The organism is Pantanalinema rosaneae CENA516 (assembly GCF_050753385.1).
GTDB lineage: Bacteria > Cyanobacteriota > Cyanobacteriia > Leptolyngbyales > Leptolyngbyaceae > Pantanalinema > Pantanalinema rosaneae.
Genome location: NZ_JBLZFZ010000019.1, coordinates 98,095 through 117,489 on the forward strand (window position 1 = coordinate 98,095; position 19,395 = coordinate 117,489).

The 19,395-nt window shown below is 47.1% G+C and carries 12 protein-coding genes and 1 pseudogene; 7 read left to right on the plus strand and 6 right to left on the minus strand.

The window, feature by feature from the left end; genetic code table 11:
- Position 1: 1 nt before the first annotated feature.
- Positions 2–814: a hypothetical protein gene (locus ACN4EK_RS13430; RefSeq protein ID WP_431658428.1), complete on the minus strand. Its 813-nt coding sequence runs from the start codon at positions 812–814 to the stop codon at positions 2–4.
- 24 nt (positions 815–838) lie between these two features.
- Positions 839–1,030 (minus strand): annotated as a pseudogene (locus tag ACN4EK_RS13435) (hypothetical protein); the annotation flags it as partial.
- A gap of 321 nt (positions 1,031–1,351) precedes the next feature.
- Here ACN4EK_RS13435 and istA point away from each other — a divergent pair.
- Entirely contained in the window at positions 1,352–2,965 is a 1,614-nt protein-coding gene (gene istA / locus ACN4EK_RS13440) for an IS21 family transposase (protein ID WP_431655899.1), read from the plus strand.
- Positions 2,883–3,602: an IS21-like element helper ATPase IstB gene (istB, locus tag ACN4EK_RS13445; protein WP_431655901.1), complete on the plus strand. Its 720-nt coding sequence runs from the start codon at positions 2,883–2,885 to the stop codon at positions 3,600–3,602. The genes istA and istB overlap by 83 nt, the downstream gene beginning before the upstream one ends.
- On the opposite strand, the gene ACN4EK_RS13450 is transcribed toward istB, so the two are convergent.
- The 3 genes from ACN4EK_RS13450 to ACN4EK_RS13460 all read right to left on the minus strand — a co-directional run bounded on the left by ACN4EK_RS13450 (position 3,603) and on the right by ACN4EK_RS13460 (position 7,033).
- On the minus strand, positions 3,603–4,652 hold the full coding sequence (locus ACN4EK_RS13450) for a caspase family protein (protein ID WP_431658416.1): 1,050 nt from the start codon (positions 4,650–4,652) through the stop codon (positions 3,603–3,605).
- A gap of 78 nt (positions 4,653–4,730) precedes the next feature.
- Positions 4,731–6,230, minus strand: a complete 1,500-nt coding sequence (locus tag ACN4EK_RS13455) for a hypothetical protein (protein ID WP_431658417.1) — start codon at positions 6,228–6,230, stop codon at positions 4,731–4,733.
- A gap of 152 nt (positions 6,231–6,382) precedes the next feature.
- Positions 6,383–7,033 carry a GIY-YIG nuclease family protein gene (locus ACN4EK_RS13460; RefSeq protein ID WP_431658419.1) on the minus strand — a complete coding sequence of 217 codons (651 nt, stop codon included), beginning with the start codon at positions 7,031–7,033 and terminating at the stop codon, positions 6,383–6,385.
- A gap of 684 nt (positions 7,034–7,717) precedes the next feature.
- Between ACN4EK_RS13460 and ACN4EK_RS13465 the strand changes: the two genes are divergently transcribed.
- The 5 genes from ACN4EK_RS13465 to ACN4EK_RS13485 all read left to right on the plus strand — a co-directional run bounded on the left by ACN4EK_RS13465 (position 7,718) and on the right by ACN4EK_RS13485 (position 18,094).
- Positions 7,718–8,368 carry a sigma-70 RNA polymerase sigma factor region 4 domain-containing protein gene (locus ACN4EK_RS13465; RefSeq protein ID WP_431658420.1) on the plus strand — a complete coding sequence of 217 codons (651 nt, stop codon included), beginning with the start codon at positions 7,718–7,720 and terminating at the stop codon, positions 8,366–8,368.
- An 82-nt stretch (positions 8,369–8,450) separates the two neighbouring features.
- Entirely contained in the window at positions 8,451–9,560 is a 1,110-nt protein-coding gene (locus ACN4EK_RS13470; RefSeq protein ID WP_431658421.1) for a DUF1822 family protein, read from the plus strand.
- Positions 9,561–9,612: 52 nt separating this feature from the next.
- Positions 9,613–12,039, plus strand: coding sequence for a CHASE2 domain-containing protein (locus ACN4EK_RS13475; protein ID WP_431658422.1), 2,427 nt, complete (start codon positions 9,613–9,615; stop codon positions 12,037–12,039).
- Positions 12,040–12,088: 49 nt separating this feature from the next.
- On the plus strand, positions 12,089–12,838 hold the full coding sequence (locus ACN4EK_RS13480; protein ID WP_431658423.1) for a DUF928 domain-containing protein: 750 nt from the start codon (positions 12,089–12,091) through the stop codon (positions 12,836–12,838).
- A gap of 99 nt (positions 12,839–12,937) precedes the next feature.
- Positions 12,938–18,094 (plus strand): CHAT domain-containing protein, encoded by a 5,157-nt coding sequence (locus tag ACN4EK_RS13485; RefSeq protein WP_431658424.1) that lies wholly within the window; start codon positions 12,938–12,940, stop codon positions 18,092–18,094.
- Between the two features lie 23 nt (positions 18,095–18,117).
- Here ACN4EK_RS13485 and ACN4EK_RS13490 read toward each other — a convergent pair whose 3' ends face one another.
- Complete coding sequence (locus tag ACN4EK_RS13490; protein ID WP_431658425.1) at positions 18,118–19,230, minus strand: HlyD family secretion protein; 1,113 nt, start codon at positions 19,228–19,230, stop codon at positions 18,118–18,120.
- Positions 19,231–19,395: the final 165 nt, after the last annotated feature.

Sequence of the window (19,395 nt, forward strand, 5' to 3'; positions counted from 1 at the left end):
GCTAACTTGCAATAGGACAGTAAATTTGTAATTCTTTTTCCAATCGGTCACGGGCAGCGATGGGTAAGCCTTTGGTAATGCGATAGATGCGTTCAGCCATTGCCTTACTATCCTTCTTACTCAACTTTGGACATTTTTTTAACCATTCTTCAATATCTTTTGTTGTCCAATTCTCCAGAGGTAACTCAATGATTTTGATCTCACCTTGCCAATTTTCACTAGTACATTGGAAGTAGGGCAATTGCTGTAAATCTGGTTCTAGTTCTCCAGCCACAACGATCGCAGCAATACACCGAACATTATCGTAGTCCTCTGCTATTCGATCTCGTTCTGCAACCAGGTGCTTCCAGAAGTCTTCTAAAAACCAGTGAAGTAGCCTTTTCTGCTGTTGTTCCGTCAGAATGTCCCAGCCATGTAGCTCAATGAAAAGTGTTGTATACCCTCGTAGTGCGCCAATTAATATCTTGCGGATTTCTTGAGCATATCGATCTATATCTGTCACTTCCTCGAATTTCCCTAGTTGTTTCCCTAATGCCCGCAAAATCTCTTTTTCATCCCAGGTTACTCCAGGAAAGAATTCAAGGCGATAGGGTTTAAGTGTTTCTCCTGGTTTAACTCGAATGGTGTCTTGAATTCCCTGAAGGCAGATCTCTCCTAACATTGCCTGACTTTTTTGAATCAGAAAAACGGCTGAACCCCCCTGCTCATCAACATCAAACTCGCAAATTAATTGCTCAAATTTTTTCTTAGCTGAGTTGAAGTCCAGTAAGGGCAAATTTTGCTTTAAAATTCCGACTCGTTGATTATTATCCATAGACTCCCGCTTTAAGGCTTCTAACTCTGTATCAACTTGCTGTAGCTGCTGAAATAAATCTTGTTCTTGTTGTTGGAGTACAACTTGGTCAGCAGGATTGAGACTGGAACGCCTCTTTTGGCTAACAGCTATATGTTGAGCAGACAGGAGAGCATAATCTTCCGTTAGTTGCTTTTCTCTGAGTTTTTGGGGGGATTGATGGAGGTGAGCAGACATCAAAATTTAACCTGAAAGTGAGGGCTGGCTTTACGCTTCGAGGGCTTTTAACTCAGTTTCGATCGCTACTAACTCCTGATATAACTGGTCTGCCTGTTGTCTTAAGATCACTTGACTGGCTGGTGTTGAGCGACAATTAACCTGGCCGCATCGCGACAATTAACTTGGCCGGTTCCAGACAGCCGTTCAGGTGAGCGAAGTGTGCCTTCTGACACAGTTTTACTGGATCAAAAAAAGACACTAGGCAACGTCAATTAACGCCAATTAAATGACTGCCCAGTGTCTGGAAAACGAATTAATTATCAACAGGTTCAACTATACATGAGCGCCAAAGAGAACGGCTGCACGCAGACAACTGCGGCAGCAAAAGCTGGCGTGTCTGTACGCAGTGGTAGACGGATAGAACAGGGCGAGTTGCAATCGCAACGAGGGCGTCCGCATGACTGGCGCACCCGCCGTGACCCGTTGGCTGAAGTTTGGGAAAGTGAATTGGTACCGATGCTGGAACACCAACCCAAACTGCAAGCGATAACACTATTCGAGTATCTGCAAGACACGTACCCCGGACGTTACAGCAAGTCCGTTATGCGCACCTTACAAAGGCGGGTGCAAAACTGGCGAGTCACGGCAGGTCCACCCAAGGTTGTGATGTTTGCTATCGAACACCCACCCGGAGAGATGGGCTTATCCGACTTCACCCACTTCAAGCAGGAACAAATTACGATTGCGGGTAAGCCGTTTGAGCATTTGCTCTACCACTACCGTCTAGCGTACAGCGGTTGGCAGTATGTCCAGGTGGTGCAGGGCGGGGAGAGTTTTGTAGCGCTCTCGGAGGGTTTGCAAAATGCCTTGAAAGCCTGTGGAGGCTGCCCCAAAGAGCACCGTACCGATAGCCTGAGTGCGGCTTACCGGAATCTAGGTTTGCGTACCGATATAGACATGACGCAGATGTACGACCGCTTATGCCATCATTACAACCTGCGTCCGAGTCGGAACAATCGTGGCATAGCCCATGAGAATGGGTCGATAGAGAGTCCTCACGGGCACTTCAAAAATCGCCTGCATCAAGCCCTACTATTGCGGGAGTCCTTTGACTTTCCATCGGTTGCCGCTTACCAGCAATTCATTGAACAGGTGATTATTCGACTGAACCAGGGATGCCAAACCCGTTTTGAAGAGGAAGTGCCCTATCTTCAGCCCCTACCCACCTATCGTTATCCGGACTACGAAGTGCTGAGCGTGAAGGTGAGTACCTACAGTACCATCCGGGTGCGACGGATGAGTTACTCGGTTCCCTCCCGCTTAGTGGGCTGTACTCTGACGCTGCATCTGCACCATGACCGGATTGTGGGGTTCTTCGGTCGTCAGCAGGTCGTTGAACTGCCTCGGCTTTACGCCCCGGCTGACAATCCTCGACAACGATTGCATTGCGTCAATTACCGCCATGTTATCGACAGCTTGCGCCTCAAACCGGGGGCATTCCTCTATTGGGTCTGGCAACAGGACCTCTTGCCCAACGACCATTACCGCCAATTATGGCGGCAGATTGAGCACCAATTTGACTCCTATACGGCGGCTCGCCTGATGTGCGAGGCCCTCTATATTGCGGCCAAGCAGGACAAGGAACACGCGGTTGCTCAGTATTTGGAGGCTCAACTAAATGCCAACGCCCTCAGTCTAGTGGGGCTACAACAGCAATTTCATTTGGTAGACGTGCCGTCCCCACCCACTCTACAAACCCAACAGCATGACCTCACCCATTACGACCAGTTGCTCTATGCCCATACCACCTACGGCCACGACAGCGATGGAAACCCTCAGCCTGCTGCTCAAATCCCTCAAACTGCCCTACATGAAACAACAGTGGCAGGAACTGGAGCGTCAAGCCCTCCAACAGGGGTGGACCCATGCCCAGTTTCTACTGGCACTGTGTGAGGTCGAAGCGACGCAACGCTACCAAGCTCGAGTCCAACGCGCCCTCAAAGATGCCCACCTGCCGCCTGCCAAAGCCTTTTCCAATTTTGACTTCAGCCGGTGTCCGGGTGTCCATCAGCCCACCGTCACGCAGTTGAGTCAGGACAAAAGCTGGCTCAAACGCGGCGACAACCTCCTGCTGTTTGGTCCTTCTGGCGTCGGCAAAACCCATCTCGCTGCCGCCGTTGGACGCTGCCTAATCGAGTTAGGAGCAACGGTCAAATTCCTCTCTGCCACCACTCTGGTGCAATTGCTGCAAGCAGCTAAGGCCAATCTCCAGCTTCAGTCTGCGCTGCTAAAGCTGGATAAGTTTGACCTACTCATCCTCGATGATCTTAGCTACGTCAAAAAGTCAGAAACCGAGACCTCGGTTCTGTTTGAATTGATTGCCCACCGCTATGAACTCAAAAGCCTCATGATTACAGCCAATCATCCCTTCAGTGCCTGGGACGACATCTTTATGGATCCAACCATGACTGTCGCTGCCGTCGATCGCCTCGTCCACCATGCGCTCATCCTGGAAATCCAAGCCGAAAGTTTTCGTCAGCAGGCCGCCAAAGAGCGATCTGCGACCTCACAGCAAAACCGGCCAAAATAATTAGCGCGGAGCGGCCAAAATAGTTGACGTTTCATAGGCTGGATTAAGGTTATACAACGCTTCATGGGACACAGTCTCATATATCTTGACCTTGAGAGTATAATCTCGTTCTAATTGCTCTCGCTGCAATTCTTTTGGAGATTTAAGTCTGGGTTGGTTTGATGGCATTGGAGTTGGGTCTGGAGATCCTGAACTATCCCTGGTTGTCCTGGAGGAACTCTGGGAGTGTTCCGGTAAAGTCGATCGATCTAGATTAATAGGTGTTTTGCGATAATCCGCCAGGATCATGTCACCGATCCCGTCCAAGCGAACGGTTGGTTCCTGAATCAGCCCACCGGACTGGATCGCCCAGTGCCGCAAACGATCGGTCACATACTCTTGCACATCTCGTACTGTCACAAGAGCTTTATTGGAGCGATCGGCGGCTCCCCGCAATCCTTCCATGAGGTAGTAGGTATAAACACCATGCTGTTTTTCCTGCCATTCCTGGGCTTTTTGCTGGGAGGTGCTAGCCGCAATCAACGCAAACCCTGTAGCCAGGTCATACACGTTGTGCAGAAATTCTGGATCGGTCACATCTCGTCCAACTTCAACACCTGTATGGCAAGCGTCGAGAGACAGGACCAGTTGCTTAGCCTGACTGTTCCGCATGTAGTCTTCAACTTCCGCAACTGACAAGGCTCGTTTAGCAAGGAGGTGATAGCGAGTATCCTGAGTGATAAGGAATGGTGTGCGATCGACCAATTTGCCGTGACAGGCGAAGTGGACAAACAGCAGATCATCCTCTCGAACCGTTTGACAGAGACGGACTAGCGCATCCTCAACATTGTCACGGGTTGGTAGATCAGCCTGATCCGTTTGTTGATCATGCAAACAGACAACGGTATACCCCAGCTGGCTCAGTGTTTGCTCCAGTACCTGAACATCATTGACACAAAATTTAAGCGGAGAAAAATGGGGGTCAATGTAGGTGTTAATGCCAACCAGGAGTGCCCAGCGATCGCGGGAAGATCTAGCAGGCTCCGGGTTATCGATCCCAGTTTCTGTCATACTTGCCCATTAAAGAATAAATTAACTCATCTTAGTCAGTATTCCCGCGCTCCAAACGTTATTCCGCATCTTCCTGGCTTATTGCGTTCCTGGCAAGCGAAAGCGTTGTAGAACTTTAGTCACTGACTCGCGGCTGACCTCAGCTCCAAATCCCCAAGCCAGCAGCATAAAGTAATCTCCAAACCAGTTAGCACCAAAGGTGGAATTGGAGACATAAAGCTGGTTGAACCCAACGCCTGCCAGCGAGGTAATGGCAATCCACTTCAGAGCTTGACGGTTCCAGTTGAGGCGGGTTTCTGCCCGTTCCAGTTTTTCTCCTGGTTTTCGGGAACTAATAAAAGGACTGTCCAAGACACGTTCATATTGATGATTGATGATCCCAACATCTCGCGTTACAATCATCAATCCTCTTTCTGATCCTTCTGTAGTCTCTGCCTGTTCTATAGCTTGATTCATCTCCTTCAGCGTTGCATCAATTTCCTGCATCCAGGCAGCAAATCTCTCATCATCCGTCGGCAGCAAATACCCCAATTGAGTCTGTAATGCCACCAACCCCTCACCCCAGACGGTTTTCTTAACATCTGAAATTCCTGAAAGTTTATCCATCCGATTTCTCAGCAAACTCAATCGATCGATCTGCTGTTGACCCTGGAGGTAGCGATCGATTTGCTGTCCGATGGTCTGTAATTTCTCAGCAAACTGTTTTGGGCTATCGTACTCTGGCATCTGGAGTACCGCATCATCCAAACTGTGCTTGACTGCTTTGCCATAGGGAATCTCAGACGGTAGTCCTTGATCTTGATCGAATCGAGAGTTCAGTTCATCTTGCTTATACTTGAGCAAGCGTAGCCATTCGGCTTCATTTACTTGCCACTTATCCCAGCCAGCACGGGCACTGTTAGCCAGCGATCGCGCCTCCTCCCATTTCTTGCCTTCCAGCGCAGTAGCAACTTTGACCAGTAGACCGTTTACCTGATTTAGGAAAGGATTATTCTCGGGCGAGAATGCTGCGTTGAATTTCTCGTTTGCTTGCATCTGCACCCGTAACCGTTCGATCTGGACAGTGATTTCGTCGCGATCGAGCCCTTCTGCCTGGTAAGTAGAGAGTGCTAACCCGACAACAACGCCTAAAACAATTAATAAAATGGGGATCCAGGGTGGGTCTTTTACAGTCAACGTCACAGGAACTGTCGTGTCTCCACCGTCGTAGCGTACCAGCAATACGCCACTAAATTGTCCGCTAGCTGGTGCATGACTGAGTTGAAAGCGGACAGGGATTGAAACTAAATCGCTGGCTGGAATTTGTGCTCCCTGTGTCGGATCAGGTTGAACCAAGGCTGCCGGGAAAATGGCAACCCCATCCTTACGGGGCAGATCTACTGATGTCAGTTTCCAATTTTGGGTTGTTGCTGAAGGTTTCAGGATTACCGTTCGGACTTCATCGAACCCACGGGTGCCTGAAACTGTTAGCCCATCGGGAACCGTGGTTAGTTTGGGTTCAGCCAGGGCAGAAGCTGCAACTAGAAAAGTCAATGCAGGTAACACGGCTGCAACTAATCCTTGCCGGATTCCCTTCACAACGATATTCTCCGATCGCTACATTTCAGCCGCTATTCTACTCCTAAGCTTGGTAAACCCTTCATTTTCACCCTGATATTTCGTGGTTCTACAAAAAATCAGGCTTTACAAGCCTGCCTTTAAATCAGGTCGTTAAGGTTGAGCGGTTGAGATTAAGCGTCTGCGCTCGGTTCACCCAGTGACTTCAGCTTGGCTTTTAGGATGGCGTTTTCTTCCTTCAAAGCGCCAACCCCCTTAAATTTCTCGATTTCCCCAAAACTCACTGCGTTCAAATCCAAAAATTGCGCGATCGCCAGTTCCAAAACCTGAACATCGGTGAGCCCATAGGCATCTGCATGATCCTCTAATGCCTCAACAACAGCACCAGGTAGGTACTTCAACACTTCTGTCAAGTGTCCACTAGTGGGGGTTTGGAGTTGTTGCATTGCTGCGACCTCACTGACGGGGATATATCTGTTATACCTTGGCTGCAAAGCAAAAATCAGCCCCTTCTCGATCGTTAGCAAATAGTCCACGTACCGAGCCGTTGTTGATACTGTGACGACCCGAATCGATTTGGGGTCAAATCCATCTAAGAACAATTGGTTCAAGGTTTGATGCCCATTCTGAAACCGGGTGCGGAATGCAGATGCCTTGCCGATATATAAAACCTCACCATCAACTGATTTAAGGGCATAGATACCAGCCTGAAACGTTAAATTTTTATACCCTCTTTCTAGGGGTAAACAGTCTTCAAACGAGGTGGACTGGATCACCTTGAGAACAGCATGGATTTCCTTTTTTACCCGATCCGCGCTTGGCATTTAATATCCTTGTTTGACAACCTTCCGATCCCTGCTCAGGAGGTATAAAGCCATCCCTATCCAATGGCATAACGGAGCGATCGTCAAGGTAGAGCCAATGCTGACAACTCTATTCTAGTTACAGCAATTTAGTCACACTTCATCCCCTGATGAGGTGAACCCAATCGGTTGGATAATTCTGAGGGACTACCTCAGTCATCATTGGACTATTGATTAACCGTCATGAATTTAGTTTAGCTGTTTAACCAGATACACGAGCCTAAAATACCACCAACTTCTTGTTTGCAGACTACTCACTCTCTACTCCCCCAACCATTAGGTATACCCTTGCCAATCTCGTGATCTTGATCAGACTTTCCCCAATACCGCATACACCCAATACGAACCAATGCGTAAAATCCTCCTGGTGTTTCCCGAGAAAACAATAGCTGCCACTTCAGGAGCAGCTATTCAAGTTAGCTAAGCAAATAACGAAGTTATGGAAATCGTTTTACTTGTCAGTGCACTCCTTTACATATCAGCTTTCATAAAAACTGCTGATCCTGACCCAACATCTGAATCTCTGATGAGGGAACAAGGGCACAATCATGAATAGTAGCACTGGCTGGAATGCGAAATCATTTCAGGAAAGCCAGGGATGGTAATGATTAGCGTGGGCATCAACCTTTTCCCCCGGAGTTTGGTATGGAGGATTTTGATCAGCGATTGAAACACTTAGCTAAGGAGGCTCAACAGCACTTTGGTACAGCTAGAGGTCAAACTCTGCTGATGCAGTTATGGCATGAAGTGTATGGCTCAGGACGACTATATCGCCCCCCCAAGGACAAGATTCCTGGAACCTATGAAGATATTTATGATGAGGCTATCTTGCAATTACTAGAGTATACACTCCGCAATATTGGTGCTTATGATGCCCAAAAAGCCTCGGTTGTTGGTTGGATGAATATGCTGTTGGAACGGCGCTTTATCCGAGAGGCCATTCAACGCTTTACCAATCGCGAGCAAAACTTTCAACGTCTGTCTTTAGCAGATTTAGATGAGGATACAACTAAAAGTGAGATTGAAGAAATTCCCGTTCCCAGAGAAAAGCCACTGCCATCCGAACTGATTCAACAATGTTTGAGTGAGGATGAGGGCGATCGCTTTAAGCAGGCCTGTATACCCAGCTACCCATCGGTCAATTTTCAACAAATTGCCCTGCTCCACCATGTTGAAGGCTACTCGTTCAAAGAAATCGCTGATCAACTGCAAGTGCCCTACACTTCCCTAGTCAGCTTCTACCAGCGCCGATTGAAGCAATTTACTCCTATCATTCGAGCCTATTGTCTGAATTAATTTCGACCATGCCCCCATAGTTGTTCATTCCCATATCCTAAGGATGATCCTTATGTGTTCCGCACCCTTACTTCCGTTTTCCATGCCTCTGAGCATTGATGCTCATCAGCAGGCCGAGCAGTTGCGGCGTCAACAACTCAGTTCCCGTAAGGGAAAGCAGGTGTATCTTAATACACTTGCCGTCTATGCCGTCCATCAATATCTGGAATGCTTGGGCGTTAACACGGATTTAGCGGCTAGCACCAGCCAGGATACATTGCAAATTGGTCTGAGCGATGCAGCAGATTTGATGATTCAGGGAGTGGGTAGACTGGAATGTCGTCCGATCTTGCCGGGTGCAACAGTAATTTCCCTGGTTATGCCTACGAGGATCGATCGCATCGGATGTGTTGCTGTAGAACTGGATGCTGATCTGCGACAGGCAACCCTCCTAGGCTTTGTGCAACGTTGGCATAGTGAAACAATTTTGTTGCAGGACTTAGAACCTCTTTCGACCTTGCTGGAATATCTAGAAGAGAGCAAGCAACGGGTCAATTTACAACTATGGTTTCAACAGGTAACAACGAATACCTGGAAAACAGTAGAACAGCTAGTGGAGGAGGCCTCAGGACTATTAGGACAGCCAACTCCAGCGTTAGCCTATCGTTCTACGATTACAACGTTACCTAATACCATTCCAGCATTGATTGAGTTGTTTCATACCAACCGAGATCGCTGGACTCGCTTACAAATTCTGGGATTACTCGGTTGCATTGCGGAAGGAGATGCTAACACGATCGCACTGTTGGTTGAAGTGATCAGCACAACTCAGGATGATGAATTACGTCGTCAGGCTGCCGTCACGTTGGGGAAGATCCAGCCCAATCATGGTCAGGCGGGGGTGCAGCGGGCTAGAGTGCTGGAATTGGGGATGCAGTTGGAGCAACAGCGGGTCTTACTGGTCGTAACGCTGACCCCTGATGTAGACGGTGACACCGAAGTCCATCTACGCCTCTATCCCGGTGTTAACCAACCACTGCCAGCCCACTTGCAGTTGAGCGTTTTGGATGAATTTGGGCATCCTTTTTTAGAGGAGCAAACATTGGGTGACGACGATTGGGTGCAACTGGTTTTCCACGGCACTCCAGGTGATCGCTTTAGTATCAGTTTGCAACTCAACGAGGCAACATTCAGAGAAGCATTTGAGATCTGATGTGCAGCATTGGTGATTTAGTTGGGCAGAATCAGGGTGTTATGGTCAACTTATGGGTAAGTTAGCAGTCCTAAAATTCGGGCAGGGCAGTTTTGACAGTGGCTTTCCCGTCACCCTGCGTCTGGGCAATGAGGGAGAAGCTGCCACCCTGGAACTTGATGGTAATTTACCCGCTGCCACGGCACTGCTCGAACTATGGCAAACCTGGCAATTTAGCTACCGCAGTCGTGGGGTACAGGGTGGTTTTCGCCAACTCAAAGCTCCCAAAATCCAAGTAACTCGTCAACGCTTTAGCCTAGTGGCTATTGCAAAAGACTGGGTGCAGGAGATGAATCAATGGCTCAATGGTAGTGGCCCATTTCAACCGATCCGTGACCAACTGTTAAAGGTAATTTCTCAAGGGGAGGAGGTTCGGCTGCTGATCCAGACCGAGCAATTGGAACTATGGCAGTTGCCCTGGCATTTATGGGATTTATTGCACGACCATCCCAATGTTGATGTCACTTTTAGTCTAGCCACATTTGCTAAGCCAGAGATTCAGCCACAGCGTTCTAAGTCGCAAGTCAGAATTTTAGTATTACTGGGTGACAGTACCAATATTGATATTCAAACTGACTTAACGGTACTAACTGAGTTAGTGCCCGATGCTGAAATTTACATGCCCACTCAGGTGCAACGGGAACAGCTATGTCATGATTTATGGCAACAGTCCTGGGATATCCTGTTTTTTGCTGGACATAGTTCCAGCCAATTCAATGAGGGTCGGTTCTATCTAAACCCAGATATTTATCTGACGATCGATGACCTGTGCTATGCTTTGCAACGAGCGATCGCCAATGGTCTGCAACTCGCCATCTTCAACTCCTGCGATGGTCTGGGACTGGCTCATCGTTTGGCGGATTTACAATTACCAGCCGCGCTTGTCATGCGCGAACCAATTCCTGATGAAGCGGCTCAAAAATTCCTCCACTATTTCTTAGAAAGCTTTGCTCACTCCGGGCGATCCCTCCATCTTGCTGTCCGTGATGCCCGCGAAAAACTCCATGCCGCCCTGGATGACAAATATCCCTGTGCCAGTTGGCTACCACTGGTGTATCAAAGCCCAGTTAGTCCCTCCTTAAGCTGGCGATCGCTCATTCCATCACCTCCGGTTGCGACTGACCCACCAACACAGCCGATTCTACTGCAACCCACTCGGTCGCAGCGATCACCTAAGCTCAAAACCGTCTTGATGATTAGCATGACAGTGACCTGTGCCGTTTTGGGAATTCGGTTACAAGGTAGCCTGGAGCCGCTAGAGTTAAAAGCGTTTGATCACTTGATGCAGCAGCGATCGATTGAAGGGGCTGATCCTCGGTTACTGGTGATTGGGGTGACTGCATCTGATGTGAATGAACAACTACGCCATCGTGAAGCCGGGAAAGGTTCATTGTCAGACGACACTCTGCAAAAGCTACTGACTGCCTTAGAGAAATATCACCCTAGAGTCATTGGCTTTGACATTTTGCGGGATCAACCCGTTACTTCCGGCTATCCAGCTTTAAAACAGCGGTTAGCTAGTCATACACAACCCGCGATCGTTGGCATTTGCCAGTTTCAAGGGCGCTATGAAGGAAGCGTGGCAGCACCGCCAGAAATTGCACTCAACCGAATTGGGTTCAATGATGTTCCCCAAGATAAAGACAAAGTGACTCGATTACATCTATTATCAGGACAACTTTCTTCATCTCCTTGTCAAGCATCTAAATCATTTGGACTTCAGCTTGCCCTACATTTTTTAGGAGTACAAGGAATCCATCCCACAAAAACATCTGAAGGATTTTTAAAGCTAAACCAAACTATTTTTAAGCGATTGGGTAAACACACAGGTGGATACCAGAACAATCAATGGGTGGATCAGGAATTTGACCAAGTTTTAATTAACTATCGTCCCTACGAGAAACTAACCGATATTGCTGAAACTGTTAGCCTTAAAGCAATTTTAGAAGAGAAAGTAGATCCTGCAAAAATCAAAGACAAAATCATTCTCGTAGGACGAATTGATACTGATTTTTGGTTAACCCCTTACCGTCCCTGGGAGTCCTCTCAAGACGGCACTCCCGGAGTTTATATTCAGGCTCAAGCAACTAGCCAAATTTTGGCCGCCGCCCTGGATCAACGTCCTTTGATCTGGTGGTTACCAACCTGGCTGGATGGAGTTTGGCTACTATTTTGGGGCATCTTAGGTGGGATGATTGCTCGTTATGGCACGATCGGACAAATCAACCGGACTGCGACGATCGCTAGCTTAACCAGCGTTGCCGCAATTTTGGTGTATCTCTGTTGTTTAATGGCGATTCAATGGGCAGGCTGGATTCCTTTAGTTCCAACGCTTATTTCGTTAGGTGGTTCCAGTTTAGGTGTGGCTATCTATCAATGTCGCCCCAAACTCGGATCTCGATCGCTGCGCCAATCTGATCCTTCGCATAAAATATCATAGGTTCAAATCCATGCAGATTCGTTCAATTTTGATGCTTCTTCCAGCACTAATGACATTCGTTAGCCAGTCTAGTTATGCCACTACTCCAACTTCCGGCAATAGCTTAGTATTCAAACAACTCCCCCAAGCAGATGGCTCCGTACCTGGAAATATACTTGGGCGAGGCACTCGTAACCCTGGAGATAATCTCTGTGGTAAAACTGATACACCACTAATTGCCCTGGCTCCCCATTTATCTAAAACTATTCGTGAATCACAACCGAATTCAGATCAGGTTCTAAGCTTAACTAGCGCCGCGCTACCGACGTTTTGGTTTTACACCCCTTACCAACCCAATGGTAATCTGACCGCTAATTTTGAAATCCGTCAACAAGTCAATGGAAGTTTGAGAAGAGTTAGCCGCCAAAGTGTGCAAATTGCTTCTCAGCCCGGTTTATTATCAGTGCCGCTTCAAGACACGCCTTTAGCATCCAACCAGAGATATCAATGGGTACTTTCCGTTCAATGTGTCCCTAGTGATCCCTCTGCAAATGATAGTGTAAGTGGATGGATAGAGCGAGTTGATTCAGACCAGGCATCTAATCCATTGCAACCAGCAAAAACTGCACAACAAAAGGTTCAAGCCTATGCTCAAGCTGGGCTGTGGCATGAAACGTTAACCACTATAGCTGGAGAACTTTGTCACAGCGATCGCAATCAAGCACAACGTTGGTTTGTCGATTTAATGCAATCTGTCAATTTAGGAATTGTTGCCCAACAACCAAAAACGAGTTTGTTACAAAGCTGTCCTAAACTTTAGGAGTTCCCACAAAAATATAGAAGACTATACAAAAACCTGCTCTCTGCAATGCCTTGAGCTTGCTACAATTTTCCTGGATTTTTCGTTCAGGATCTAATTATGGGTAAGCACCAGAGCAATCTGCTCCCGATCGTGCTTTTTCTGTGGCTTGCAGGAAGTCTGCATCAACTGGCGATCGCTCAATCCATTACGACCGCCCCTGATGGCACAGGCACCATTACAACACCCCTGGGGAATCAAATCAACATTACGGGAGGGCAACTTTCGCGGGATGGGGCAAATCTTTTCCATAGTTTTGAAAGATTTGGATTGAGTGAAAGCCAGGTTGCCAACTTTCTTTCTCATCCCAATCTGCAAAATATTCTGGGTCGAGTCATTGGCGGTGAAGCATCCATCATCAATGGCAGGATTCAGATATCTGGAGGCAATGCCAATTTATTCCTGATGAATCCGGCGGGAATTGTGTTTGGGTCAACAGCTAGCCTCAATGTCCCTGCCTCATTCTACGCTACAACCGCTAATGGAATCGGGTTCGGTAATCAATGGTTTCATGCCGTTGGCTCCAACGACTATGCTAATCTCGTTGGTATTCCGAGTAGCTTTGCTTTTAGTACACCTCAGCCTGGTGCGATTATTAATGCCGGTGATTTAGCCGTTAGTTCCGGTCAAACATTATCTTTATTAGGTGGTACTGTCATTAGTACCGGAACACTGACTGCACCGGACGGGCAAATTGCGATCGTGGCTGTTCCTGGCGAAAATCTTCTCCGTATCCGTCAAACCGGACGTTTGCTCAACCTCGAATTTGCCCCCATTGCCTCAACAACCGCATTTCCCATTGCCCCATCACCCATTGATCTACCCCAACTCCTCACAGGTGGCAACTTAAATAATGCCAGTGGCTTAACAATCAATCATGCTGGACAGATAGAACTGACTAGCTCACACATCCCAATTAATGCGGGTGATGTGATTGCTCAGAATATCCTGGCTAGTACGGCAACGCTATCAGCAGCACACAATTTATCTTTAGTAGAGAGCCGGCTAAATACCACAGGGGATTTGAACCTTTTAGCTAAGGATACTGTTTTAATCCGTGATAGCGTAACAACTCCATTCACTGCACATTCAGGCGGTAATTTATATATTCAAGGCAATCAGGGAATTGATATTCTGGCATTAAACTATCTACAGCAAGAAACTCCTTTTCAAGCTAATGGAAATCTCAGTTTAGTTAGTAATGGCAATATTTCCGGTGATACACATTTTGCTAGTGGCAGACAATTCTCTATTCTAGCCTTATCAGGGAAACCAGGTAATCTTGTTAGTTTATACGATCCTATTATTAGCGCTAATGGAGATGTTCAATTTGGTAACTATATTGGAGCATCACTAAAAGTTGAAGCCACCGGAAGTATTGTTGGGGGCAATATTACAATTACTGCTCCCGACATCACATTAGTTGGGCTTGATCCTGATATAGTGACCCTTTCTAGTGGTCGATCCCTAATTTTAAGAGCAGGGTTAACAACACTATCAAACCCCGTTAATATTCCTCAACTGGCAGTTCCAACAGATGGAACAAATTTTATTCCAATCAATTCAGGATTACCTCCTGGAAGCATTCAGGTTGGGACGATTAATGCAAGACCAACGATACCGGTATTTGGAGGCACAGGAAGTGTTATTTTGTCGGCCACTGGAGATCTAATAGCTGGTTCAATTAATCCTGACCTGATTGGGGCACCGCCTGGTGGTCCGATCGAAATTACGGTTGGTGGGAATCTTCAAGTTGGTGACTTAAACGCAGATCAATTTAATGGACCAGCTAGCCCGATTACACTTCGAGCTGGAGGTCAGATTACAACAGGAGCAATCCGGTCAATTTCTGTTATAGACCCAATCAATCCGGGAAATTCCGGAGGTGGTGCTATTTCTTTATCAGCAGGTGAAGGAATAACCGTAACAGGTAATCTAGCTTCCTGGGGAGGCTTGACAAGTGCGGATATTACTCTTTTAGCTAATAAGGATATCAGCATTAACTGTACAGATTCTAGTTTCTGTATCCAAAGCTTTGCAGGAGGAACACCTGGATTTCTTGCTCCAGGAAATAGTGGGAATGTAACAATCAATAGCAACTCTGGAAAGGTTATATTTAACAGTACGAATCCATCCTTTTTTATTATCAATACTGCACCGGGTGGCACTGGAAATGCAGGAGACATTAGGATTACTGCGAATACAGATATTGAGATTCCTGGAACTATATTAGGTGGTTCAAATGCAACGATAGCTCTTATTAGTAAAACAGGCTCTGTAAATGTTCAAAATCTTGCATCACCTTCAGGTAATCAAAGTGAAGGAGGTGATATATCTGTACAAGCTGCATCTCAAATTAATATTAATCAAATTACTACTGACTCCAACTTTAATGCTGCTGGAGGTGTGACACTAGTTGCACCTAATGTTAGGGTCAATGATTCAATTAGTATGATTTCTTCTGTATCTAGAAAGCCAGGTAAGCCATTAAACATAAATGCGAGTGAATCAGTAGCACTTTCGGGTGCAGTTAATACTAATGGTGCTGATATTACAATTTTTAGTGATAGAAACCTAGAGATTTCTAACATCCTAAACTCTTCATCTGATTTAACAAAGGGGGGGAATGTTACCCTTGCCAGTATTAACGGAAGCATCACTACAGCAGGAATAAACTCATCAGGCGTTACCGGTGGAGGCACTATCACAATTTCAGCCCCAAATCAGATCTCAACTGGGCAATTAAATAGTAGTTCAAGCACGGGTAATGGTGCGGATATTATAATAACGAGCAATAGTTTTATCGCAGCAGATTCAATCTCCTCAGTTTCTACTAGTAGTGCAGGTGGAGCGATCACACTGACTGGGAGTAATATTACGCTTAACGGTCAAGTAACGTTGGGATCCGAAACAGGTAACAGTTCAGGTGCGTTAATCTTAAATACACCTGGTGCAGTTCAGTTACCAAGCAATGTGCTGACAAATGGAGCCAGTATTATTAGTTCACAACCATTGTTGACTTTGGCAGGATTATCATCTGGTTCAACGATCAACACAGGGGGTGGGAATATTACCATTCCTTTGTCTACAAATTTCACCCTACCCTCCACTATGACGCTGAATACTGATGGAGGTGACATCACTATTACCAGCCCCGGAGCATTGACGATCGCAACCCCGTTAGATAGTAGTTCTACCATTCGCAAAGGCGGCAACATTACCTTAGTTGGTAACAGACTCACTGTGGATGCGCCCTTAATCAGCACCTCAACGATCGCTAATGGCGGTGGCATCTACCTCACTAGCACTGAGACGTTGACCGTCAATGCTCCATTAACCACCACCTCAACCGTTGCCACCAGTGGCGAAATTGAACTCAGAAGTAATAATGGTGCCGTTTTTGCTACCGATTTAACTACATCTGGAAGTAGTGGCAATACTGTTTTAGTGCAAGCAGCGACTGAAATTAAAACTGGACAAATTAACACCAGTGCGACCAACGGCAATGGCGGTGACGTTATTCTCGACCCCCCCGGAAATGTCGAAGTCGTTTGGATTAATACTCAAGCTCCGAACGGACGAGGTGGCTCCGTCGATATCACAACTGGACGGTTCTTCGTGGCATCGGGAACCTTTACTGCGCTCAATGGCTCAAACGCTAGCATTTCTACGATTGGCGGCACAGGCAGCGGCAGTGTCACGATTCGTCATGATGGTGGTGCCCGATTCGTCAACTTTAATATTAGCAATCTACTGGATCAACCGTTCACTAACGGGACAGCAGGGGTGATTACTACTGGAGCCTTTACGCTTAATCTGGGTGAATTCTATCCGGGACCGTATACCCGTGGCAATATTCGCCTGATCACCACTCCCCGCTCCACATTTGTTCCTGAAGCAATACCGACAAAAGCGCTGGAACTCAACGATCGCGGTACTCTGTTTCCTTTAGAAGAACTGTATACTCGCGAGTTTGAAGACTTTGATGGTCGGCGAGGTGAAACTCCTGTACTAACGTTAGAGAAGATGCAGGATACCCTCCAGCAGGTTGAGGATGGCACAGGAATTAAACCAGCCTTGATTTATGTTGGGTTCGTATCCGTCCCTTCCAGTACGCCGACAGATTGTGAACCTGGTGAGCAAACTCCCGATCCCGACAATCCGGGCAAAACAAAGCCTTGTGAATGTAGACCGGTTAAACTTCCAGATGATCCAGAGGGATGGAGTAAGAATGTGGTGGAATATGAGCCATCACCCTGCGATCGCTTGGCGCTGACTTTAGTGACCAGTAAAGGTAAACCGGTTTACGTGCCATTAGCTCAAGTGCCTCGACATCAAATTTTAATCGGTGCCGAACAGTTTCGTAAATTTGTCCAGGAAAAAACTAGTTTGCTGGAAGACTATCAACAGCTTGGTAATCAACTGTATCAATGGTTAGTTAAACCACTTCAAGTTGCCTTACAAGAACGGGAAATTCAGAACTTATCCTTTCTGATGCCTGCCCAACTCCGGTTGCTGCCACTCGCCGCCTTAGTCGATGACAATCAGAAATTTCTCGCAGAAACGTATAGCTCTGGATTAATGCCTAGTCTCAGTCTGGTGGACACACGCAAAGTGGAAATTAAATTCACCTATATTTTGGCAATGGGTACAGAAAGCTTTAAACCAGACCAAAATCAATTACCACTACCATTTGCTGAAAAGGAGGTTCAAGCCATCATCCCCAGTTTATGGAGTGGACGATTATTTCTGCGTCAGGATTTTACATTCAATAATCTCGCGATTCCGCGCCAGATCTCGCCCTATGGGATTGCTCATCTGGCAACGCATGGTCAGTTTAATGAGCAATATCGATACGGCATGATTCAACTTTGGAATCAAAAAATTGATCCAAGTGATATTCGTCGTCTGGATTGGAGTAAACCGCCATTGGAATTGTTGGTGCTCAGTGCCTGTCGAACTGCCTATGGCGATCGTGTCTCCGAACTAGGCTTTGCGGGAGCAGCCTCACGCATTGGAGTGAAGTCAATTATTGGTAGCTTATGGTTTGTAGAAGATAACAGCACAATGGAGTTGATGAAAAGCTTTTACACACAGTTAAGGACTGCTCCCATTAAAGCAGATGCCCTTGCAGAAGCACAGAAGGAGATGATCAAAAGCTCATTCCAGCATCCTTATCATTGGTCTGCCTTTACGATGGTGGGGAATCCCTGGTAATCAAACAATTCTTTCATGACAATTTATAGCCGTTCAAAGGAGAAGAGGCGAACGATTTCGCGGCGGACTCGTTCGTAAAGGGGAATTTGTTCGGAGTAAACGTAGGCAAATCCAGAGGAGCCGTTTTGCAGTTGCCCGTCAGGGTTTTTGACACTGAGCAGGACGGAAAGTGTACGTTTTTGCTCAGTTTGATGGGTTTGCACATTTGGAATGAGTCGTTCTACCGTGGCATCGAAGGTGCGAAGTTTATCGCGAGAGAGGCGAAACCGTACAGGTTTACCGGGTTCAACATAACCAATGTCCTGTTCAGCGATTTCGACCTGTCCAGTTAAACCTTCCTTGACATTCACGATCGCTAATAATTCCTGATCGGTTTTCAGTTCTTTACCCAATTTCAAATCAAATCCGGGTGTGATGATCACGCCCCCGATCGGCGCCCGAAGAGTTAAGGCATTTTGATCCTGTTTCAATTGGGTCAGGCGCTTTTGCAAGTCTCCCAGGCGATCGCGGAGTGCCATCATTTGTTGCTCACTAGCAGCTTTCTGTTGTTCTGCCAGAATCAAGCGTGATTGTTTATCTGACTGAATCTCCAGTGCCTCTGCGTCTTGAGTGAGTTTTTGTTGAGTACTGGCCAAACTGCGTTCTAAACTCGCCAGTTCACCCGCCGTGCGATCGCGATTGCGTTGTACTTCATCTCGTTTCATTAGGGACATTGCTCCCTCCTGTACCAGACTCTCATAACGTTGCAGTTCCGCCTCAGCACTGGTCAGTAGTTGGCGCTGCGTCTCAATCCGGGATTGAATCTCCTGGAGCTGCGAGGGCACGGTTGACTGAGCCATCTGACGTGCTAGCTGAATTTGTTGTTCTAAGGCAGCCGCTTGAGCGATTGCGGCTTGCACCTCAGCATCAGCTTGCACCTGGCGGCGGAGTTGCTCCTCTTGCTGTTGTTTAACAATTAGAATATCTTGCTCTATTTGAGCGATCGCTTGCTCTAATTCCCGGCTACGCAGTTTGGCAATAATCTGTCCTGGCTTGACTGAAGTGCCGGGTTGAATGGCGGGATCAATCCAATCGACGATTCCCGCAATCGGAGTAGTTAAGGGTCTACGGTTACCTTGCTTGGCTTCCAGTATCACGGAACCGCCAACTTCAAACGAGGTGGGAATGAAACTAATGCCAATCAACGCCGTCGCGATCGCACCTGTAATCAGCCAAGAATGGACAGTTGAGTGGGTAGAGGACTGGGGAAGTGGAGGTGTGGAGGTGTGGGGAGGTAAGGGGGCTGTCTCTTATACACATCT